Annotated in this window: 18 protein-coding genes; 9 read left to right on the top strand and 9 right to left on the bottom strand. The window is 69.2% G+C overall.

Annotation, left to right across the window (positions count from 1 at the left end; all coding sequences use genetic code 11):
* Positions 1 to 25 precede the first annotated feature (25 nt).
* The 6 genes from FHT37_RS24305 to kduI form a co-directional block, all read right to left on the bottom strand.
* Positions 26 to 1,366, bottom strand: a complete 1,341-nt coding sequence (locus FHT37_RS24305; RefSeq protein WP_183485537.1) for an ABC transporter substrate-binding protein — start codon at positions 1,364 to 1,366, stop codon at positions 26 to 28.
* Positions 1,363 to 2,523, bottom strand: a complete 1,161-nt coding sequence (locus FHT37_RS24300) for an ABC transporter ATP-binding protein (protein WP_091721910.1) — start codon at positions 2,521 to 2,523, stop codon at positions 1,363 to 1,365. Before FHT37_RS24300 ends, FHT37_RS24305 begins: the two co-directional genes overlap by 4 nt.
* Positions 2,524 to 2,536: 13 nt before the next feature.
* Complete coding sequence (locus FHT37_RS24295) at positions 2,537 to 3,490, bottom strand: carbohydrate ABC transporter permease (RefSeq protein ID WP_183485534.1); 954 nt, start codon at positions 3,488 to 3,490, stop codon at positions 2,537 to 2,539.
* Positions 3,487 to 4,374 (bottom strand): carbohydrate ABC transporter permease, encoded by an 888-nt coding sequence (locus FHT37_RS24290; RefSeq protein ID WP_183485531.1) that lies wholly within the window; start codon positions 4,372 to 4,374, stop codon positions 3,487 to 3,489. Before FHT37_RS24290 ends, FHT37_RS24295 begins: the two co-directional genes overlap by 4 nt.
* Before the next feature lie 63 nt (positions 4,375 to 4,437).
* The gene (kduD, locus tag FHT37_RS24285) at positions 4,438 to 5,208 is read right to left on the bottom strand and encodes a 2-dehydro-3-deoxy-D-gluconate 5-dehydrogenase KduD (RefSeq protein WP_254783191.1); all 771 of its coding nucleotides are present in this window, start codon (positions 5,206 to 5,208) and stop codon (positions 4,438 to 4,440) included.
* 35 nt (positions 5,209 to 5,243) lie between these two features.
* Positions 5,244 to 6,080, bottom strand: coding sequence for a 5-dehydro-4-deoxy-D-glucuronate isomerase (gene kduI / locus FHT37_RS24280; RefSeq protein WP_183485528.1), 837 nt, complete (start codon positions 6,078 to 6,080; stop codon positions 5,244 to 5,246).
* 261 nt (positions 6,081 to 6,341) lie between these two features.
* Here kduI and FHT37_RS24275 point away from each other — a divergent pair, with 261 nt between their 5' ends.
* The 4 genes from FHT37_RS24275 to FHT37_RS24260 all read left to right on the top strand — a co-directional run bounded on the left by FHT37_RS24275 (position 6,342) and on the right by FHT37_RS24260 (position 11,913).
* On the top strand, positions 6,342 to 6,674 hold the full coding sequence (locus FHT37_RS24275) for a cupin domain-containing protein (RefSeq protein WP_091721894.1): 333 nt from the start codon (positions 6,342 to 6,344) through the stop codon (positions 6,672 to 6,674).
* 193 nt (positions 6,675 to 6,867) lie between these two features.
* Positions 6,868 to 9,897, top strand: coding sequence for a TonB-dependent receptor (locus FHT37_RS24270; protein ID WP_183485525.1), 3,030 nt, complete (start codon positions 6,868 to 6,870; stop codon positions 9,895 to 9,897).
* Positions 9,898 to 10,159: 262 nt separating this feature from the next.
* A complete protein-coding gene (locus tag FHT37_RS24265) occupies positions 10,160 to 10,948 on the top strand; it encodes a rhamnogalacturonan acetylesterase (protein WP_183485522.1) in 789 nt (262 codons plus the stop codon).
* Between the two features lie 29 nt (positions 10,949 to 10,977).
* A complete protein-coding gene (locus FHT37_RS24260; protein ID WP_221211210.1) occupies positions 10,978 to 11,913 on the top strand; it encodes a sugar kinase in 936 nt (311 codons plus the stop codon).
* Between the two features lie 33 nt (positions 11,914 to 11,946).
* Here FHT37_RS24260 and FHT37_RS24255 read toward each other — a convergent pair whose 3' ends face one another.
* The 3 genes from FHT37_RS24255 to uraH form a co-directional block, all read right to left on the bottom strand.
* Complete coding sequence (locus tag FHT37_RS24255) at positions 11,947 to 13,197, bottom strand: urate hydroxylase PuuD (RefSeq protein ID WP_183485515.1); 1,251 nt, start codon at positions 13,195 to 13,197, stop codon at positions 11,947 to 11,949.
* 225 nt (positions 13,198 to 13,422) lie between these two features.
* The gene (gene xdhC, locus FHT37_RS24250; RefSeq protein WP_183485512.1) at positions 13,423 to 14,241 is read right to left on the bottom strand and encodes a xanthine dehydrogenase accessory protein XdhC; all 819 of its coding nucleotides are present in this window, start codon (positions 14,239 to 14,241) and stop codon (positions 13,423 to 13,425) included.
* 8 nt (positions 14,242 to 14,249) lie between these two features.
* On the bottom strand, positions 14,250 to 14,603 hold the full coding sequence (uraH, locus tag FHT37_RS24245; protein ID WP_091721870.1) for a hydroxyisourate hydrolase: 354 nt from the start codon (positions 14,601 to 14,603) through the stop codon (positions 14,250 to 14,252).
* A gap of 72 nt (positions 14,604 to 14,675) precedes the next feature.
* Here uraH and FHT37_RS24240 point away from each other — a divergent pair, with 72 nt between their 5' ends.
* The 5 genes from FHT37_RS24240 (at position 14,676) to FHT37_RS24220 (ending at position 20,141) form a co-directional block, all read left to right on the top strand.
* A complete protein-coding gene (locus FHT37_RS24240) occupies positions 14,676 to 15,359 on the top strand; it encodes a GntR family transcriptional regulator (protein WP_091721867.1) in 684 nt (227 codons plus the stop codon).
* Positions 15,360 to 15,372: 13 nt separating this feature from the next.
* Complete coding sequence (gene puuE, locus FHT37_RS24235; protein ID WP_183485509.1) at positions 15,373 to 16,329, top strand: allantoinase PuuE; 957 nt, start codon at positions 15,373 to 15,375, stop codon at positions 16,327 to 16,329.
* 33 nt (positions 16,330 to 16,362) lie between these two features.
* A complete protein-coding gene (gene uraD / locus FHT37_RS24230) occupies positions 16,363 to 18,177 on the top strand; it encodes a 2-oxo-4-hydroxy-4-carboxy-5-ureidoimidazoline decarboxylase (RefSeq protein ID WP_183485506.1) in 1,815 nt (604 codons plus the stop codon).
* 107 nt (positions 18,178 to 18,284) lie between these two features.
* Positions 18,285 to 19,532 (top strand): M20/M25/M40 family metallo-hydrolase, encoded by a 1,248-nt coding sequence (locus FHT37_RS24225; protein WP_091721856.1) that lies wholly within the window; start codon positions 18,285 to 18,287, stop codon positions 19,530 to 19,532.
* A gap of 210 nt (positions 19,533 to 19,742) precedes the next feature.
* A complete protein-coding gene (locus tag FHT37_RS24220; protein WP_221211209.1) occupies positions 19,743 to 20,141 on the top strand; it encodes a DUF2946 domain-containing protein in 399 nt (132 codons plus the stop codon).
* Positions 20,142 to 20,312 lie beyond the last annotated feature (171 nt).

The raw sequence follows: 20,312 nt of genomic DNA, 5'->3' as shown, positions 1-20,312 counted from the left end.
CGCTTTGATCCTCGGGAAGACAGGTTCACTTGATCCGTTGCAGCAGGGCCTGGCCTTCGCCGACCAGGCGGCGCGCGGCGTCGACCTCGGTGGTCTTGCCATAGGCGACGGTCTCGAAGACCTCGCGCATGAACTTGTGCAGCCGCGCATGCTCGAACAGCGGCGCCGGGCGCTTGAGCCGGCCCGACTCGCGCTGCGCCTTGATCTGCTCATGCGCCGCGACCTCCAGCGGCGGCAGGGTGCCGGCCGCCTTCAGCTGCTCGAAGGGGCCACGCGCCGACGGCAGGCCGCGCGTGCGGCCGAGCACCGTCGCGGCCTCGGGGTCGGTCAGCAGGAAGTTGACGAGCCGCGCGGCCAGCTCGGCCCGGCCGTTCTTCTCGGCATGGCGGCTCACCGCGTACATCACCGTGGGCCGGCCGAACATGCCGCTGTCCAGCGCGCCGGGCAGCGTCGGGAAGTCGCCGAGCACCAGCTTCTGCTGCTTGTCCAGCGTCGACGCGCGCAGCCCGATCACCGAGTCCCAGGTGTAGTTCCCCGCCCAGCGGCCGACCACCCAGTCGGGTTGCTGCTCGGTCGGCTTCTCGGCGCCGCCCAGGCTCGCGCGCAGCGGCAGCGGCGTGGCGACGTGCTCGGTGACGAGCCGCTTGTAGATGCGGACCCAGTCCAGCGCGGCCGCCTCGTTCATCGCCACGCGCGGCGACGCGGGATCGACATAGGGCGTGCCGTGGCGCTGCTGCACCCAGGCCTGGGAGAGCAGCATCATGTCGTACAGCTCGCCGTCCAGCGGGTAGGCGTCCTGGCCCAGGAGGCGGCGGAAGGCCGGTCCGGTGGCGAAGAGCTCGTCCCAGCTGCGCGGCAGCGCGAGGCCCGCACGATCGAAGGCCGCCTGGTTCCACAGCATCACCCGCGCGCTGAAGGACACCGGCAGTGCGTTGAGCTTGCCCGCGACCTCGCCATACGCGAGGTCTTCCCGGTCGAACTGGGCCAGGTCCAGCAGCGCCGCATGCCGGTGCAGGTCGGCGAAGCCGTTGCCGCGCTTGCTGAACATCGCCAGCCAGGCCCAGTTGATCTGCATGACTTCGGGCTCGGAGCCGCCGGCGATCTGCGTCGTCAGGCGCTCCAGGTAGCCGTTGAAGCCCATGTATTCGGCCTTCACCCGCACGCCGTGGCGGCGCTCGAAAAGCGCCAGCGCCTTGAGCGTCGCTTCGTGCCGGCCCGCGCCGCCCCACCAGGCGAAGCGCAGCACGGTGGCCTTGTCCTGCGCGCGCAGCACCGCCGGCGCCGTCAGCGCGGCGCCCAGCCCCGCGGCGGCGACCGCGGCGCCGCCTGCCGCCAGACCCAGCACCTGTCGTCTCGGCAGGCTCATGCGCGCGTCCCCAGCGCGGCGGACATCAGGTTCACGCCACTGCCCGCGTCGAAGAGGTGGCAGGCCGACAGCTGCAGATGCAGCGTCAGCGCATCGCCGCGCGCCAGGCCCTGCAACGCGATCGCCTGCTCGGCCGGGATGCGCGCCGTGATCGGCAGCGCGCCCAGCTCTGCATGCAGGTAGACCTCCGAGCCCATGTGCTCGGTGAAGCGCAGCCGCGCCGTGACGCCGACGCTGTCGCCCTGCACGCGCGGCGCCAGGCCGATGTGCTCCGGCCGCAGGCCGAAGGTCACCGCCGCATCCGCCAGGCGCGGCAGCGCCGCGATGCCCGCTGCCTTGTCCGCGGGCAGCGGCAGCCGCGCGCCGCCGACCTCGACGGCCAGCCCGGTGTCGGTGGCTTGCAGGCGCGCCTCGAGCAGGTTCATCTCCGGCGAGCCGATGAAGCCGGCGACAAAGGCGTTGGCCGGCCGGTCGTAGAGCGCCGTCGGCGTGTCGACCTGCTGGATCACGCCCTCCTTGAGGACGCAGATGCGCTCGCCCATCGTCATCGCCTCAACCTGGTCGTGGGTGACGTAGATCGTGGTGGCGGGCTGCTGGCTGTCGCGCAGCGTGCGGTGCAGCTCGGTCAGCCGCACCCGCATCGCGGCGCGCAGCTTGGCGTCGAGGTTGGACAGCGGCTCGTCGAAGAGGAAGACGTCCGGCTTCTTCACGATCGCCCGGCCCACCGCGACGCGCTGCGCCTGGCCGCCGGACAGCTGCTTCGGATAGCGGTCCAGCAGGTGCTCCATCTCCAGCAGCTTCGCGGCATGGCGCACGCGCTGGTCGAGCTCGGCCTTGGGCGTGCCCGCCAGCTTCAGGCCGAAGGCCAGGTTGTCGTAGACCTTCATGTGGGGATACAGCGCGTAGTTCTGGAACACCATCGCGATGCCGCGCTGCTTGGGCGCCAGCGCGTTGACGGCGCGGTCGCCGATGCGCAACTCGCCGCCGGTGATGCTCTCCAGCCCCGCGATCATCCGCAGCAGCGTCGACTTCGCGCAGCCCGAGGGGCCGACGAAGACCATGAACTCGCCGTCGCGCACCTCCAGGTCCACGCCGTGCACGGCCTTGAATCCGTTGGGGTACACCTTCTCGACCTTGTTGAGGCTCAGTCTTGCCATGCCGATGTCCTTGTCAGCCTTTGACGCCCGAGGACGTCGCGCCCTCGATGAAATGCTTCTGCGCCGCGAAGAACACGGCGATCGACGGGATCAGCGCCACCACCGAGATCGCGATCACGTTGGCCCACTCGACCTCCTCGGTCGCGCCGATGCTCATCTTCAGCGCCAGCGAGACCGGGTACTTCTCCACCGAGGCCAGGTAGATCAGCGGGCCCATGAAGTCGTTCATCGTCCAGATGAACTGGAAGACGATCACCGAGATGATGGCCGGCTTGAGCAGCGGCACGATGATGTGCCACAGCAGCTGCAGCGCATTGCAGCCGTCGATCTGGGCGGCCTCCTCCATGTCGCGCGGGATGCCGCGCAGGAACTGCACCAGCATGAAGACGAAGAAGGTGTCCGTGGCGAAGGCCGAGGGCACGATCAGCGGCAGGTAGGAGTCCAGCCAGCCGATCTCGCGGAACACCAGGTACTGCGGCAGGCGCAGCACGATCAGCGGCAGCATCATCGTGGCGATCATGATGCTGAACAGCAGCTTGCGGCCCCAGAACTCGAAGCGCGCGAAGGCGTAGGCCACCAGCACGCAGGAGATCACCGTCACGACGATGCGCGGGATCGTGATCAGGAAGCTGTTCAGGAAGTAGGTCGCGAAGGTGTACTCGGTGCTGGTCTTCCAGCCCTTGGCGTAGGCGCCGAAGTCGAAGCGGTCGGGCCAGAAGCCGGCGGAGCTGAAGATCTCGGCGTTGCTCTTGAAGGAGGCGCCGACCAGCCACAGCAGGGGGTAGAGCATCACGATGGCGACCGCGGCCAGCGCCAGGTAGCGCAGCGGGCGGTTGCCGCGGTCGCGGCCCAGGGTCAGGGTGGGCGCGGTGCCACTGCCGCGGCCCTCACCCCCGCCCTCTCCCGCAAGCGGGAGAGGGGGTTGGATGGGCGTACTGCGACGCTGGGGGGAGGGAAGGCGGCTCATCGCTTCGACTCCTTCTCGCCCGAATAGAAGACCCAGTACTTCGAGCTCCAGAAGGACAGCGCCGCCAGTCCGCCGACGAGCGCGAACAGCACCCACGACAGCGCCGCGCCGTAGCCCAGGTTGAAGAAGCGGAAGCTCTGGTCGTAGATGTAGAGCGCCAGCACATAGGTCGAGTGCAGCGGGCCGCCCTCGGTGATCATGTACGGGCCGTTGAATTCCTGGAACGCGTGGACCATCTGCATGATCACGTTGAAGAAGATCACCGGCGTGATCAGCGGCACGGTGATCTTCCAGAACTGCTGGGCCTTGCTGGCGCCATCGCACTCGGCCGCCTCGTACAGCGAGATCGACACGTTCTGCAGCGCCGCCAGGAAGATCACCATCGCCGAGCCGAACTGCCACGTGAACAGCAGCACGATGGTCCACATCGAGTAATGCTCGTCGGCAAGCCACGGGATCGGCTCGAGGCCGAGCTTCACCAGCACCAGGTTCACCAGCCCGTTGCGCGCGAAGACGAAGCGCCACAGCACCGCCACCGCGATCGAGCCGCCGAGGATGGACGGGATGTAGAACGCCGCCCGGAAGAAGTTGATGCTGCGCAGCTTGAAATTGAGCACGTGCGCGATGAACAGCGCGAAGCCCACCCGCAGCGGCACCGCCAGCAGCGCGAAGAGCAGCGTCACGCCCAGCGACTTGCGGAACAGCGGGTCCGCGGTGGCCAGCTCCTCGTAGTTGCGCAGTCCCACGAATTGGGGCGGGTCGATCAGGTCGTACTGCGTGAAGCTGAGCGCGAAGCTCATCACGAAGGGGAAGAGCTTGAACAGCAGCACGCCCAGCACGAAAGGCAGGACGAACAGGAAGCCCAGTCGCTTGTTCTCATACATGAGCCGTGTCTCCGTCGGCGGGCGCGCGGGGCCTCTGCGGGCCCCGTCGCGCCGAACATGGCGTCAGCGGGCGAGCCACCCGCCGTCGACCGCGACGGTATACCCGTTCACGTAGTCCGAGGCCTTGGAGGCGAGGAACACCACCGGCCCGGCCAGGTCGTCGGGCACGCCCCAGCGGCCCGCGGGGATGCGGTCCAGGATCGCGGCGTTGCGGCTCTCGTCCTGGCGCAGCGCGGCGGTGTTGTTGGTGGCCATGTAGCCGGGCGCGATCGCGTTGACGTTGATGCCGTGCGCCGCCCATTCATTGGCCATCAGCCGGGTGATGCCCATCACGCCGCTCTTGCTGGCGGTGTACGAGGGCACCCGCACGCCGCCCTGGAAGGACAGCATCGACGCCACGTTGATGATCTTGCCGCCGCCGCCCTGCGCGAGGTACTGCCTGGCCACGGCCTGCGAGAAGAAGAACACCGTCTTGAGGTTGAGGTCGACGACGTCGTCCCAGTCCTTCTCGCTGAAGCGGATCGCATCCTCGCGCCGGATGATGCCGGCGTTGTTGACCAGGATGTCGACGCGGCCGGTCAGCGACTTGGCCTCGGCCACCAGGCCCTCGATGCAGCTGATGTCGCCGAGGTTGGCGCGCAGGTCCAGGAAGCGCCGGCCCAGGCGCTCGACCTCGGTCCGGGTCTCGACCGGGTCGGACACGTTGACGCCGACGATGTGCGCGCCGGCCTGCGCCAGCGCCACCGCCATGCCCTGCCCCAGCCCGGTGTTGCAGCCGGAGACGATGGCCACGCGGCCATCGAGTTGGAAGTTGTCCAGGATCATCTCGTTCATTCCCTTGGTCGGGTGGGGTCGCGAGCCGCGGCGCTTCAGCGCAGCGTCGTCATCGGCACGTGGTCCATGTCCTTGAAGACCTGGTTCTCGCCGACCATGCCCCAGATGAAGGTGTAGGCCTGGGTGCCGACGCCGGAATGGATGGACCAGCTCGGGCTGATCACCGCCTGCTCGTTGCGCACGACCAGGTGGCGGGTCTGCGTCGGCTCGCCCAGCATGTGGAAGACCACCGCGTCGGCCTTCATGTCGAAGTAGAAATAGACCTCCATGCGGCGGTCGTGCTGGTGGCAGGGCATGGTGTTCCACAGGCTGCCCGGCTCCAGCTGCGTCATGCCCATCAGCAGCTGGCAGGTCGGCAGCACATCGGGCACGAGGAACTTGTAGATGGTGCGGCGGTTGCTCGTCTCGGGTGCGCCCAGCGTCTCGGGCGAGGCCTCGGCCAGCGTGACCTTGCGCGTCGGATAGGACGTGTGGGCCGGCGCGCAGTTGAAGTAGAGCTTCGCCGGGTTGGCGCCGTCGACGCTCTTGAACTCGACGATCTTCGCGCCCTGGCCGATGTAGAGCGCCTCCCGCGGGCCGACTTCGTACTGTGTGTCGTCGACGAAGACGCGGGCCGCGCCGCCGATGTTGATCAGCCCCAGTTCGCGGCGCTGCAGGAAGTAGTCGGTGCCGGTGTGCTTGCCCAGGTCCGCCGAGAAGGTCACCGGCTGGGTCACCGGCATGATGCCGCCGACGATGATCCGGTCGATCTGGCTGTAGGTCAGCGTCGCGCGGTCGGGCTGGAACAGCTCCTCGACCAGGAACTGGCGGCGCAGGCCTTCGGTGTCCAGCGTGCGGGCATGCTCGCTGTGGATGGGTTGGCGGATGTCCATGTCTTCCTCGGTGCGGTGGGGGTGTCCGAGCCGCGCGGCATCGCGCGGCGGCGGAAGGAAACACCCGGCATCGGGGTGCTTCCGGCGACTGATGGGAGCGAAGCGTACGGGCCTGCGGACTTTCCCGGAACTATGGTTTCTATGTAGTGAACCGCTGTTTCAATTTTTCGCGACCTCGCTATAGTTGCTCGCAACGACGGCCGGGACCCTCCCGGCGCCAGCCGCACCGGCGCTTGCCGGGATCGCGAGGAGACCGCCCCGATGAATCCGTATTTCCTGAACGACGACGCGCCCTGGACCGAGCTTGGCGACGGCATCCGCCGCAAGATCGTCGGCCACACGCCGGAGCTGATGTCGGTGCTGGTGCAGTTCGACGAAGGCGCCATCGGGACGCCGCATGCGCACGACGCGCATGACCAGATCGCGTTCGTCCTGAGCGGCTCCTTCGCCTGCGAGGTCGGCGGCGTGAAACGCACGCTCAAGCCGGGCGACGCCTTCGTCGCGCCGCGGCTGACGACGCATGGCGTCGTCGCGCTGGAGCCCGGCAGCACGCTGCTGGACCAGTTCTCGCCACGGCGCGAGGACTACCTCTGACCCCGACCTGACCCCAGGGTCCGCGCGCGGCGCGGATCGCAGACATCCGCAGTACCGAGGCGGCGATCGCACTGCAGCGACGGCCGCTCCCGACCTGCCGGCGCCCTGCGTGCGCCCGCGACCGACCGATGCCGCGAGAGCGAGGGCCACGATCCCGAGCCCGCGGCCGCAGAAGCACCTTGGAGACAACGTCATGCCCCACCGTCATGGGACTCGCCTCGGGACGACCTCGTCCGATCGTCAGCGCCGCGCGCATCGCGCCGCGTCGCCCACGCCCCGCCTGACCCGCCTCGCCGCCTGCCTGCTGGGCACGGCGACGCTCACGCTGCCCGCCTGGAGCCAGGACCAGGCCGCCCCGGCACCGGCCGCGCCGGCGGCCTCCGCCGCCGCCAGCGACAAGGCGCTCGAGACGGTGGTCGTCACCGGCATCCGGGCGTCGCTGGAAAGCGCGCTGAACGCCAAGCGCCAGGACCGCGGCATCGTCGACGTCATCAAGGCCGAGGACATCGCCAAGTTCCCCGACACCAACCTGGCCGAATCGCTGCAGCGCGTTCCCGGCGTCGTGATCGACCGCGACGCCGGCGAAGGCCGCAACATCACGGTGCGCGGCCTGGGCGCCGACTTCACCCGGGTGCGCATCAACGGCATCGAGGCGCTCGCCACCACGGGCGGCACCGACAGCTCCGGCGGCGCCAACCGCTCGCGCGGCTTCGACTTCAACGTCTTCGCCTCCGAGCTCTTCAACACCATCACCGTGCGCAAGAGCAGCTCGGCGGAAGTGGACGAAGGCTCGCTCGGCGCGACGGTGGACCTGCAGGCGGCGCGGCCCTTCGACTTCAACAAGCGCGTGATCACCGCCTCGGTGAAGGCGCGCTACAACGACCTGGCGCGCGAGACCGACCCCCGCGCCGCCTTCCTGATCAGCGACGTCTTCCTCGACAAGCGGCTGGGCGTGCTGGTGTCCGGCGCGTACTCGAAGCGCCGGCTGTTCGAGGAAGGCTTCTCCACGGTGCGCTGGGACAACGGCCCATCCTCGGGCGGCTGGTGCTCGCCGCAGGGCACGACGCCCGCGAATCCCGCCACCACCGCGGCCAACTGCGGCCCGGCCGCGCAGGGCGTGCCGCGCCTGCCGGCGTCCGCCGGCGCGAGCTCGGCCTACAGCCTGGCCAGCAGCGCCGACAACTTCCACCCGCGCCTGCCGCGCTACGGCCGACTCACCCACGACCAGGACCGGCTGGGCCTGACCGGCTCGGTGCAGTTCAAGCCCACCGACCGCACGCTGCTCACCTTCGACATGCTGTATTCGAAGCTGGATGCGACGCGGCGCGAAGACTTCCTCGAGGCGATCTCCTTCAGCCGCACCGCGAGCCAGGGCGGCAAGCCGCAGACCAGCGTCGTCGAGGCGCAGTACGCGCCCAACGGCGCGCTCCAGTACGGCGTCTTCAACGGCGTCGACATCCGCGCCGAGTCGCGCTACGACGAGCTCACCACCACCTTCCGCCAGCCCAGCCTGACGCTGGAGCAGGAGCTCACCGACCACCTCAAGCTCAATGCCAAGGTGGGCCGCGCGGACTCCAAGTTCCGCAACCCGGTGCAGACCACGGTCACGCTGGATGCGCTCAACGTCAACGGCTACACGCTGGACTTCCGCAACGACGACCGCCTGCCGGTCATCAAGTACCCGTTCGACCCGACGGTGTCGAACGGCGCGCTGCAGGTCGTCGGCGTCCCGCAGGTCAGCACCGGCACGCAGCCCACCACGGTCGCCAACACGACCACCAGCGAGGTCCGCATCCGGCCGCAGGGGGCCAACAACCGCAACGACATCGCCCACCTGGATCTGGCGTGGGAGGTCCTGCCCGACACGCTGACCCTCAAGGCGGGCTACGACTACAAGAAGTACAGCTTCGACACCTACGAATTCCGCCGCATCAACCAGAACGACACCATCTTCTCGCCGGCCGCCGGATCGGGCGTGCTGACGACGATGCTGACCAACTTCGGTCGCGGCCTGAGCCTGCCGGCGGGCACGCCCACGTCCTGGGTCATTCCCGACCTCAAGGCCATCGCCGCCGCCTACGACATCTACTGCAACTGCCTCAAGAGCGGGCCGGCGGGCGGACCGGGCGACTTCACCCTGTCCTCCATCACCAACGGCAATGCGCGCGGCAACAACCGCGCGGTGGTCGAGCGCGACCGCGGCGGCTTCGTGCAGGCGGACTTCGAGGGCCGCGTGCTGGGCCTGCGGATGCAGGGCAACGTCGGCGTGCGCTACGTCGTCACCGAGCAGGAGGCCACCGGCTACCTGGCCACCGGCGGCGGCACCGAGGTCGTCATCGGCCAGAAGTACAAGGACTGGCTGCCCGCGCTGAACGTCTCGGCCAACCTCACCAAGGACCTCATCGCGCGCTTCGCCGCGGCCAAGGTCATGGCGCGTCCGCAGCTGGGCAACCTCAACCCGGGCGGCACCATCAGCACCACGGGCACCTTGTCGATCACCACCGGCAATCCGTATCTGAAGCCCTTCCGCGCCAAGACCTTCGACGGCAGCCTGGAGTGGTACTTCGGCCGCAATGCCTTCATCGGCGTGGGCGTGTTCCAGAAGAACATCGACACCTACATCCAGAGCCTGCGCACCAACGCGCCGTACAACCAGACCGGCCTGCCGCTCTCGCTGCTGCCCTCCAACTTCACCGGCGAGGAGGTCTTCCAGCTCACCACGCCGATCAACACCCCGGGGGGCAAGCTGCGCGGCATCGAGCTGAACTACCAGCAGCCGTTCACCTTCCTGCCGTCGTGGGGGCGCAACTTCGGCACGGTCCTCAACTACACCTACGTCAAGTCGAAGATCACCTACCTGGTCTCGCCGACCAGCAACGCCACCATCACCGACGACCTGCTCAACATGTCGCCGAAGTCTTGGAACGCCACGCTGTACTACGACGACGACACCTTCAGCGCCCGGGTCTCGGCCTCCAAGCGCTCGTCCTTCCTGACGCGGGTGCCGGGTCAGAACAACAACGACGTCGAAGGGAAGAACGCCACACTCAACGTGGACGCGTCGATCTCCTACAAGATCAACGACCGGCTCACGGTCACGCTGGAGGGCGTCAACCTGACCAACGAGGCGAACGACCAGTTCATCTCGCGGGCCCGCAACAGCCCGGTGGTCTATCACGTCACCGGCCGCGAGTTCCTGCTGGGCGCCAGCTACAAGTTCTGAGCCACCTCCGCCCTCCCCGCAGCCAGCGAGCCCTTCCACGAAGTGCACGCTGGTCATGGGGTCCGGGAAGGGCTGGGGGTTCCCGGACGGGACGCCCCCTGCCCTGGCCGGGCCCGCGCTCAGAAGTCGCGCAGTCGAGGAACGTTTCGGAGTACAACAACGACCGCCCACCGGCGCTGGCCAAGCGCCGACTCTCCACGGGGCATGGGGCTCCCTCCGGGACCCCCAAGCCCCATTCCGGTCGCACACCCTTGGAGGACTCATGAAGAAGGCATGGCTCGCTGCGCTCAGCGTCGTGGCTGGCGTCGCACAGGCGCAAACGCAAGCACCGGCGCCATTGCCATCGCCGCCGTCGTCGCTGCGCGTGATCCTTGTCGGCGATTCGACGATGGCCACGAAGAGCGGCTACGGCGACGCGCTGTGCGCGCGCTTCCAGCCCGAGGTGAGCTGCCTCAACCTCGCCAAGGGCGGCCGCAGCACGAAGAGCTTCCGTGCCGAAGGCCTGTGGGACCAGGTGATGGCGCTGCTGCGCGAGCGGCACGAGGGCCTGGCCGACGTGGTGCTGATGCAGTTCGGCCACAACGACCAGCCCGGCAAGCCGGGCCGCTCGACCGACCTCCAGACCGAGTTCCCCGCCAATCTCGCCCGCTACATCGACGACGTCGCGCCGACCGGCGCGCGCCTGGTGATGCTGACGCCGCTGACGCGACGCAGCTTCGACGCACAGGGGCGGCTCGACAACGCGCTGCGTCCCTGGGCCGAGGCGATGATCCGCGTCGCCACCGAGCACCGCGTGCCGGTGATCGACCTGAACGCGATCAGCCATGCCGCGGTGCAGGCGATGGGTGAAGCGGAGGCCGACACGCTCGCGATGGCGCCCAAGCCGATCGATGCGCCCGCGCAGGGCGCCTCCTCGCCCGAACGCGCCGGCGCGGCCAATCCGGTGTTCGATCGCACCCACCTGGGCGCCAAGGGCGCGCAGGTGTTCTCGGCGATGGTCGCCGGGCAGTTGCCCGTCGCGATGCCGGAACTTCAGCGTTGGCTGCGCTGAGCGAATCAGCCATGGATGGGAGATCTCCGATGACTCGACGCGTCGCCGTGATCGGCGAATGCATGCTGGAACTCAAGGGCCAGGCCTTCGGGCCCATGACCCAGGGCTATGGCGGCGACACCTTCAACACCGCCGTGTACCTCAAGCGCTGCGGCGATGCGGCCGGCGTGCAGGTGGCCTATGCGACCGCCCTCGGCGACGACGGCCTGAGCACCGGCCTGCTGGAGCGCTGGCGCGACCAGGGCATCGACACCCGGCTGGTGCGGCGGATCCCCGGACGCATGCCCGGGCTGTACCTGATCGAGGTCGATCCTGCCGGCGAGCGCAGCTTCCACTACTGGCGCGACACCGCCGCGGCGAAGGCGTATTTCGATGAGGCCGTCAGCCCGCTCGAGCGCCATGCCGAGGACTTCGACGCGCTCTACCTCAGCGGCATCACGCTGGCCGTGCTGCCGCCCGCGGGGCGGGAGCGGCTCTTCGCGCTGATGGAGCGCCTGCGCGCACGCGGCGCGCAGGTGGTGTTCGACAACAACTTCCGCCCGCGCCTATGGCCCGACCGCGCCGCGGCACGCGCCGCCTTCGAGCGCGCGTTCTCGCTGGCCACGATCGCGCTGGTGACCGCGGACGACCATCAGGCGCTGACGGGCCTCGACTCTTTGGAGGCTGCGATCGCGCAGGCACAGTCGCTGCCAACGCCGGAGATGCTGATCAAGCGCGGTGCATCGCCCACGCTGGTGCACAGCGCGCAGGCGCCCGGGCACTGGGCCGAGGCGCCGACGGAGGAAGTGGCGCGCGTCGTCGACACGACCGCCGCGGGCGATGCCTTCGCGGGCGGCTACCTGGCGCGGCGCCTGGCCGGCGCGGATGCGGTGAGCGCGGCGGTCTTCGGCAATCGCGTCGCGGCGCGGGTGATCCAGCATCCGGGCGCAATCATTCCGATCGAGGTCATGGGCGATCTGGTCTGAGCGAGTGGCTCCGGCCAGGAGCCTGCGGCGGCGTCAACGCTCCTTGAACCAGCGTCCGAGCGTCGCCCGCTCCTCGTCGGTGATGCCGGTCGCGTTGTTGAGCGGCATGCTCTTCTGCACGACCACCTGCTGGTAGATCTCGGCCGCGTGCTGCTCGATCAGCCGCGGCTCGTGGAACTGGATGCGCTTGGGCGCCAGCGCCGCGTTGTGGCAGGCCAGGCAGCGGGCGGCGACGATGGCCTTCACCGTCTCGAAGGACACCTTGCCGTCGGCCGCCGTCGCGGTTGCCCCCGTCGAGGCGGCGCCGGGCGTGGCCGGGGCGCTCAGCGCGGGGGCCGCGGTCACGGGCACCATCGCCGGTTGCGGTGCGAGCCACGCGATCAGTCCCGCCAGCAGCATGACAACGGCCACCAGCAGCGGCCAGGCATCGACGCCCTTGTGGCGCTTCACGAACCAGGTCCGCACCAGCGCGCCCACCAGCATCAGCAGCACCAGCACCAGCCAGTTCTGCGGATGGCTGTAGAGCATGCCGTAGTGGTTGGACAGCATCGCGATCAGCACCGGCAGCGTGAAGTAGGTGTTGTGCACGCTGCGCTGCTTGCCGCGCTGGCCGTGGACCGGGTCCACCGGCCGACCGGCCCGCATGTCGGCGATCACCTGCTTCTGGCCGGGGATGATCCAGAAGAAGACGTTCGCGCTCATCATCGTGGCGATCATCGCGCCGGTGATCAGGAAGGCCGCACGCCCGGCGAAGAGCTGGCTCGCGCCCCAGGCCGCGGCGACGATCGCCACGGCGACCAGTCCGAGCACCACGCCGTCGTTGCCGATCGAGCCGTCGGCCTTGCGACCGAAGCGCCGGCAGATCTGGTCGTAGACGATCCAGCCGCCGGCCAGGAAGCCCAGCGCCGCGGCCACCGCCGCGCCGGCGCTCCAGTCATGGACGCGCTTGTCGATCAGGTAGGTGTCGGCGTTGAACAGGTAGAGCAGCGCGAACAGCGCGAAGCCGCTCATCCAGGTCCAGTAGCTTTCCCAGTAGAACCAGTGCAGCTCCCGCGGCAGGTTGGCGGGCGCCACCATGTATTTCTGCGGGTTGTAGAAGCCACCGCCGTGCACCGCCCAGAGCTCGCCGTCCACGCCCTTGGCCTTCAGGTCCTCGGCCTGCGGCTTGAGCAGGTGGTTGTCCAGCCAGACGAAATAGAACGAGGCGCCGATCCAGGCGATGGCCACGATCACGTGCAGCCAGCGCAGCAGCAGATTGGCCCAGTCAAGCAGGTAGCTGTCCATCAACGAACGTTGAGCAAGTTCCGGACCACCACTGCGGGCGCTGTGAACCGGCAAGCGTCGCGCTGAGAAAAACTGGGCGCCGCGGCGACGTTGAGGAGCGGAGTGTATACAGTTTGGTGCGCTAAGGAGGTCGCTGGCCCTCACCCCTGCCCTCTCCCGCAAGCGGGAGAGGGAATAGATGGCGGGCCTGCGCCAGGAGGGAGAGGAGTCGGGCGGAGGGAGAGCTCAGCGGGGCTCGGTCGGCGTCTGCATCGCCTGGGCGACGACCGAGAGCGCCACGATCTCCGGCTGCTTGCCCACGATGCCCGGAATGCCGATCGGGCAGGTCACGTGGGCGAGTTCGGCCGGGCTGAAGCCCCGTGCCTCCAGCCGGTGCCGGAAGGTCGCCCACTTGCTCCTGCTGCCGATCAGACCGATGGAGGGCAGGTCGCGGGCCTCGCGCTGGCGCTTCAGGCACGCGGCCACGATGTCCAGGTCCTCCGCGTGGCTGAAGCTCATGATCAACACCTGCGAGCCGGCCGCCAGCGTCGGCACCGCGCCCTGCACCGGCTCGGACTGCTCGGCGCGGACGTTGTCGGGCAGCGTCTCGGGGAAGACGCCCTCGCGGCTGTCGATCCAGTGGACCCGCACCGGCAGCCGGGCCAGCAGGTCCACGATCGCGCGGCCCACGTGGCCGCCACCGAACAGCGCGATCGGCCGCCAGCCGCTCTGGTCGCCCAGGCGCTCGGCAAGGCCCGCGATCGACCGGGCGTCCAGCCACTCGAAGCCCAGCCACACGACGCCGCCGCAGCACTGGCCCAGCGACGGCCCGAGCGCGAAGCGCTGGCGCGCCTCCATCACCCGGCCCGCCGCAAGCGCGGCGCGCGCCTTGGCGATCGCATCGAATTCCAGTTGACCGCCGCCGATCGTGTTCACCACCTCCGACGCGGTCACCGCCATCCAGGCCCCGACCTCCCGCGGCCCGCTGCCCTGCAGCGTCTCGACGCGCACCAGCACCGCCGGCTCGCGCGCGAGCTTCAGGGCCAGGGTCTGCCAGGGCCGCATCGGTCGCCTCAACTGCCCCGGTAGGTGGAGTACGACCAAGGGGTGGTCAGCAACGGCACGTGGTAGTGCGCCGCCGGATCGGCGATGCCGAAGTCCAGCGGGACCTCGTCGAGGAATGCGGGCTCGGGCAACTCGACGCGCTGGCCGCGGAAATAGGCGGCAACTTCGAACACCAGGCGGTAGCGGCCCGCGCGCAGCGCCTCGTCCGCCAGCAGCGGCGCGTCCGCGCGGCCGTCGGCATTGAGCGTCAGCGCCTGCAGCAGTTGCGGCCCGCCCGCCTCCAGCCGGTACAGCCGCACCGCCATGCCGGCCGCCGGCCGGCCGTGCATCGTGTCCAGGACGTGTGTGGTGAGCTTGCCCATCGGCGCCTTCGATGAATGGGAGGAATGAAAGCGCAAAGTGTATACACTCTGGGACACACCGCCCACCCCATCATGAACGCCCGCGACCTCGACGCCAGCGCTTCCGTCACCGAGCGCATCACCGCCGCCATCACGCAGGCCATCGTCGAGCGCCGCCTGATGCCGGGCACCAAGCTGGTCGAGCAGCAGCTGGCGGACATCTTCGACTGCTCGCGCACGCTGGTGCGCCAGGCGCTGAACCAACTCAGCCGCGACCGGCTGGTGAAGCTGGAGCCGGCCCGCGGCGCCTTCGTCGCGCAGCCCAGCGTCGAGGAGGCGCGCCAGGTCTTCGAGGTGCGCAAGATGCTGGAGGCGGCGATGCTGACCCACCTCTGCCAGCGCATCACCCCGGCGCAGATCAAGCAGCTGCGCGCCCACCTGAAGCAGGAACGCGACGCCATCGGCCGCACCGACGTGCCGGGTCGCACGCGGCTGCTGGCGGACTTTCATGTCGTGCTGGCCCGCATGCAGGGCAACGAGGTGCTCGCGCAGTTGCTGACCGACCTGCTCTCGCGCAGCTCGCTGATCGCGCTGATGTACCAGAGCTCCCATTCCGCCGCCGAATCGCAGTCCGAGCACGAAGCCATCGTCGACGCGCTCGAGGCCCGCGACAAGCGCGCGGCGCTGAAGCTGCTCGAGGCGCATCTCGGCAACGTCGAGGCCAACCTGCGGCTCGATCCTCGCGTGCAGGACCTGAAGTCGGTCCTCCAACCCTGACCCCGCCCCGCCCATGAAGCCCGTCGTCTCCCCTGGTTATCCCCGCGACCTCGTCGGCTACGGCGAACACCCGCCGCATGCGCAATGGCCCGGCCAGGCGCGCATCGCGGTGCAGTTCGTCCTCAACTACGAGGAAGGCGGCGAGAACTCGGTGCTGCACGGCGACGCCGGCAGCGAGCAGTTCCTGTCCGAGATGTTCAATCCGCCCGCCTTCCCGGCGCGCCACCTGAGCATGGAGGGCATCTACGAATACGGCTCGCGCGCCGGCGTCTGGCGGCTGCTGCGCGAATTCGAGAAACGCGCGATGCCGCTGACCGTCTTCGGCGTGTCGATGGCGCTGGAGCGGCATCCGGAGCTGACACGGGCCTTCGTCGAGTTGAATCACGAGATCGCCTGCCACGGCTGGCGCTGGATCCATTACCAGCAGGTCGACGAGGCCACCGAGCGCCAGCACATGGACATCGGCATGGACATCATCCAGCGCCTGACCGGCGAGCGGCCGTCGGGCTGGTACACCGGCCGCGACAGCCCGCACACGCGGCGCCTGGTCGCCGACTTCGGCGGCTTCGAGTACGACAGCGACTACTACGGCGACGACCTGCCCTTCTGGCTCAACGTGCGCAAGACCGATGGCACGCTGGCGCCGCAGCTGGTCGTGCCCTACACGCTGGACTGCAACGACATGCGCTTCGCGCTGCCGCAGGGCTTCAGCCACGGCGACGAGTTCTTCGAGTACCTGCGCGACAGCTTCGACGTGCTCTACGCCGAGGGCGCCGAGGCGCCGAAGATGATGAGCATCGGCATGCATTGCCGGCTGCTCGGCCGGCCCGGCCGCATGCGCGCGCTGCAGCGCTTCCTCGATCACGTCGAGAAGCATGACCGCGTCTGGATCGCCCGCCGCGTCGACATCGCCCGCCACTGGCGCGCGACGCATCCATTCGATGCGGACAAGGCCTTCGTCTGGGGCTGAGGCCCCGGATCCTTCGAGTCTTCCGAGCCGCCGATGAGCCCCACCGCCGTTCCGCCCTCTCCCGTCCTGTCCCTGCCCGCGCTGAACGCGGCGGGCGAGGACGCCTTCGTCGCGCTGCTGGACGGCGTCTACGAGCATTCGCCCTGGATCGCGCGACGGGCCTTCGCCGCGCGGCCCGCCGAAGGCTTCGCGAGCCTCGCCGCGCTCAAGCATGCGCTGGCCACCGTGGTTCGCGAGGCCGCGATCGACGAGCAGCTCGGCCTCATCCGCGCGCACCCGGAACTCGCCGGCAAGGCGATGGTCGCAAAGTCGCTGACCGCCGAGTCCACCCACGAGCAGCGCACCGCCGGCCTCACCGCCTGCACGCCCGAGGAGTTCGCGCGCCTGCAGCAGCTGAACGCCGACTACAACGCGCGCTTCGGCTGGCCCTTCATCCTGGCGGTGCGCGGCCCGCGCGGCGACGGCCTGTCGCGCCAGCAGATCATCGACACCTTCGCGCGGCGCCTGAACGCGCATCCGGACATCGAGCGCGCCGAGTGCCTGCGCAACATCCACCGCATCGCGGAGATCCGGCTCAACGACAAGTTCGGCGTCGAGCCCCAGCTCGGCAACCAGGTCTGGGACTGGGCGGAATCGCTGGCGCGTTTCTCCGATCCAGGCTTCGCCGAGAACGGCCAGCTCACGGTGCTCTACCTGACGCAGGCCCACCGGGCGGTCGCGGCGCAGCTCGCCGACTGGATGCGCGAGTGCGGCTTCGACGAGGTCCGCATCGATGCCGTCGGCAATGTCGTCGGCGTCTACCACGGCGAGGACCACGGGCAGCCCGGCGAGGCGCCGCGCCTGCTCACCGGCAGCCATTACGACACGGTGCGCAACGGCGGCAAGTACGACGGCCGGCTCGGCATCCTCGTGCCCATGGCCTGCGTGCGCGAGCTGCATCGCGCGGGCCGTCGGCTCAAGCATGGCATCGAGGTGGTCGGGTTCTCGGAGGAGGAAGGGCAGCGCTACAAGGCGACCTTCCTCGGCTCCAGCGCGTTGGTCGGCCGCTTCGATCCGGCCTGGCTGGACCAGGCCGACGCCGATGGCGTCGTGCTGCGCGACCTCATGCGCGACGCCGGCCTGCCCGCGACGATGGACGCCATCGAGGCGCTGCGGCGCGATCCGGCGCGCTACCTCGGTTTCGTCGAGGTCCACATCGAGCAGGGGCCGGTGCTCAACGAGCTCGACCTGCCGCTGGGCATCGTCACCTCGATCAACGGCAGCATCCGCTACCTCGGCGAGGTGCGCGGCCTGGCCTCGCACGCGGGCACCACGCCGATGGACCGGCGCCGCGATGCGGCCGCGGCGGTCGCGGAGCTCATCCTGTATGTCGAGGAACGCGCCGGCGCGGTGCCTGAAGTCGTCGGCACCGTCGGCCAGCTGCAGGTGCCGAATGGCTCGATCAACGTCATCCCCGGCCGCTGCCGATTCAGCCTCGACCTGCGCGCGACCACCGACGCCGCGCGCGATGCGCTCGATGCCGACGTGCGTGCGCGCCTGGCGCAGATCTGCGAGCGGCGCGGTCTGAGCTTCACGCTCGAACGCACCGAAGCTGCCGCCGCCGCCCCGAGCGACGCGCATTGGCAGTCGCGCTGGGAGCGGGCCGTGAACGCCCTCGGCCTGCCCGTCCACCGGATGCCGTCGGGCGCGGGCCACGACGCGATGAAGCTCCACCAGGCGATGCCGCAGGCCATGCTGTTCCAGCGCGGCCTGAACCTGGGCATCAGCCACAACCCGCTGGAGGCGATCAGCAACGACGACACCGAGCTCTGCGTGCGCGCTTTCCAGGCGCTGCTCGACGACCTCTGAATCCCGTCAGGTCGCCGCGCCAGCTCGCCCCGTCCGATCGTCCGCCGCCACACCGTCCAGGCCGCATCACCTTCCGTCATCGCTCCGCGCTTCAGGATTGCCTCCCCATGACCGCTTCCCCGCCCTCCCTGCATGACGCGCTCGACGCGTGGATCGACGCCCACTTCGACGACGAAGTGCGCTTCCTGCAAGCGCTGGTGCGCGTGCCTACCGACACGCCGCCGGGCAACAACGCGCCACATGCGGAGCGCACGGCCGAGCTGCTGGCCGAGATGGGCTATGTCGCCGAGCAGCATCCCGTGCCGCAGGCGCAGGTCCGTGAGTACGGCCTGGAATCGCTGACCAACCTCATCGTGCGACGCCGCTTCGCGGACGGGGGGCCGGTGATCGCGCTGAACGCGCATGGGGACGTCGTGCCGCCCGGAGAGGGCTGGACACACGACCCGTACGGCGCCGAGGTCGTTGACGGCCGGCTGTACGGGCGCGCGTCGGCGGTCAGCAAGAGCGACTTCGCGACTTACACCTTCGCGCTGCGGGCGCTGGAGGCGCTGGGCGCGCCGCTGCAGGGCGGCGTCGAACTGCACTTCACCTACGACGAGGAATTCGGCGGCGAACTGGGTCCGGGCTGGTTGCTCCGGCAGGGGCTGACGAAGCCGGACTACCTGCTGGCCGCTGGCTTCAGCTACCAGGTGGTGACCGCGCACAACGGCTGCCTGCAGATGGAAGTGACGGTGCACGGCAGGATGGCGCATGCCGCGATTCCGGACACCGGCATCGATGCGTTGCAGGGCGCGGTCGTGATCCTCAATGCGCTGTATGCGCGCAATGCCGAGTACCGGCGCATCACGTCGCAGGTCGAGGGCATCAAGCATCCCTATCTGAATGTTGGCCGCGTCGAGGGTGGCACCAACACGAATGTCGTGCCGGGCAAGGTGACCTTGAAGCTGGACCGCCGGATGATTCCGGAGGAGGACCCGGTGGTGGTCGAGGCCGAGATCCGCGAGACGATCGCGACGGCGGCGGCGTCGTATCCCGGCATCGAGGTGGACGTGAAGCGCCTGCTGCTGGCGCGCTCGCTGAAGCCGTTGCCGTCCAACCGTCCGCTGGTCGAGGCCTTGCAGCGTCATGGCGAGTTGATCTTCGGCGAGCCGATTCCCACCTCTGGCACGCCGCTGTACACCGATGTCCGTCTGTATGGTGAGCACGGCGTTCCTGCGGCGATCTATGGTGCGGGTCCGCGCACGGTGCTGGAGTCGCATGCCAAGCGTGCGGACGAGCGGGTCGAGCTGTCGGATCTTCGTCGTGCGACGAAGGTGGTTGCCCGCACCTTGCTGGACCTGCTCCAGAAGCGCTGACCGCCGCCTCCCGGGCCCCTCACCGTACGCCGCGGTGTCTGAGGCGTGCATGGCGGGGGCCGGCGGCGAAGCCGAGCGTTCCATCTGACTGGAGCGCCGTCTGTGTGAGCGACGCGAGCCGAAGGTGAGCAGAGCGAGTTGGCGCGTCCGCTCGGCTTCGCCGCCGGCCCCCGCCATGCTCGCGCGCTCGGCCCTAGAATCCCCCGCGTCATGCGTCTGCGATTCCCCTCTGCTTCCACCCGCTGGATGGCCGTCCTGGTCTTCTGGTTGGCGGCGGTATTGCCCTCAGCCTCGATGGCAGCGCAGGCCTTGAGCGGGGAGTTGGCACCGTGGACGCAGATTTGCCGATCCAGCGTGGTGGGTCCGCGGGCTGCCGAGTTGCGTGAGGGTTTGGCGGGCAGTGGTGTGGAGGATCAGGATCACGTGCTGTTCCAGCACTGTGCGTTCTGTCATTTGCATCAGGATGCGTTGCCGCTGCCGCCGGTACCGGGTGTGTTGGCGCTGCGGGTTGAGTTGCGTGAGGGTTTGCCGGAGCGGTTCTTCAGCGCGGCGATCACTGCGCATGTGTGGCGGAGGGCGCCGGCGAGGGCGCCGCCTTCGGTGGTTTGAGGCCGCTGCATCGGTGAGGTTCTGCAGCAAGGGGCACCGCATCGGGCGGGAGCTCCCACCCTCACCCCTCCCTCTCCCGCCCTGCGGGAGAGGGTGAAAAACGGGGAGCTGAGGGAGAGGCCCGACCGTGGGCTCTGCAGGAAACAGCTTTTCCGGTGCTCCTTCATTCCG

The organism is Mitsuaria sp. BK037, from assembly GCF_014193045.1.
GTDB lineage: Bacteria > Pseudomonadota > Gammaproteobacteria > Burkholderiales > Burkholderiaceae_C > Roseateles.
Note: the sequence above shows the minus strand (reverse complement) of the source record. Positions and strands in the feature narration are given on the sequence as shown.

Coding starts and splice junctions, on each gene's coding strand:
- FHT37_RS24275 (WP_091721894.1), top strand. CDS start 6,342: ATGAATCCGTATTTCCTGAACGACGACGCGCCCTGGACCGAGCTTGGC.
- FHT37_RS24305 (WP_183485537.1), bottom strand. CDS start 1,366: ATGAGCCTGCCGAGACGACAGGTGCTGGGTCTGGCGGCAGGCGGCGCC.
- FHT37_RS24270 (WP_183485525.1), top strand. CDS start 6,868: ATGCCCCACCGTCATGGGACTCGCCTCGGGACGACCTCGTCCGATCGT.
- FHT37_RS24260 (WP_221211210.1), top strand. CDS start 10,978: ATGACTCGACGCGTCGCCGTGATCGGCGAATGCATGCTGGAACTCAAG.
- FHT37_RS24300 (WP_091721910.1), bottom strand. CDS start 2,523: ATGGCAAGACTGAGCCTCAACAAGGTCGAGAAGGTGTACCCCAACGGA.
- uraH (WP_091721870.1), bottom strand. CDS start 14,603: ATGGGCAAGCTCACCACACACGTCCTGGACACGATGCACGGCCGGCCG.
- uraD (WP_183485506.1), top strand. CDS start 16,363: ATGAGCCCCACCGCCGTTCCGCCCTCTCCCGTCCTGTCCCTGCCCGCG.
- xdhC (WP_183485512.1), bottom strand. CDS start 14,241: ATGCGGCCCTGGCAGACCCTGGCCCTGAAGCTCGCGCGCGAGCCGGCG.
- FHT37_RS24225 (WP_091721856.1), top strand. CDS start 18,285: ATGACCGCTTCCCCGCCCTCCCTGCATGACGCGCTCGACGCGTGGATC.
- kduD (WP_254783191.1), bottom strand. CDS start 5,208: ATGAACGAGATGATCCTGGACAACTTCCAACTCGATGGCCGCGTGGCC.
- FHT37_RS24295 (WP_183485534.1), bottom strand. CDS start 3,490: ATGAGCCGCCTTCCCTCCCCCCAGCGTCGCAGTACGCCCATCCAACCC.
- FHT37_RS24255 (WP_183485515.1), bottom strand. CDS start 13,197: ATGGACAGCTACCTGCTTGACTGGGCCAATCTGCTGCTGCGCTGGCTG.
- kduI (WP_183485528.1), bottom strand. CDS start 6,080: ATGGACATCCGCCAACCCATCCACAGCGAGCATGCCCGCACGCTGGAC.
- FHT37_RS24290 (WP_183485531.1), bottom strand. CDS start 4,374: ATGTATGAGAACAAGCGACTGGGCTTCCTGTTCGTCCTGCCTTTCGTG.
- FHT37_RS24265 (WP_183485522.1), top strand. CDS start 10,160: ATGAAGAAGGCATGGCTCGCTGCGCTCAGCGTCGTGGCTGGCGTCGCA.
- FHT37_RS24220 (WP_221211209.1), top strand. CDS start 19,743: ATGCGTCTGCGATTCCCCTCTGCTTCCACCCGCTGGATGGCCGTCCTG.
- puuE (WP_183485509.1), top strand. CDS start 15,373: ATGAAGCCCGTCGTCTCCCCTGGTTATCCCCGCGACCTCGTCGGCTAC.
- FHT37_RS24240 (WP_091721867.1), top strand. CDS start 14,676: ATGAACGCCCGCGACCTCGACGCCAGCGCTTCCGTCACCGAGCGCATC.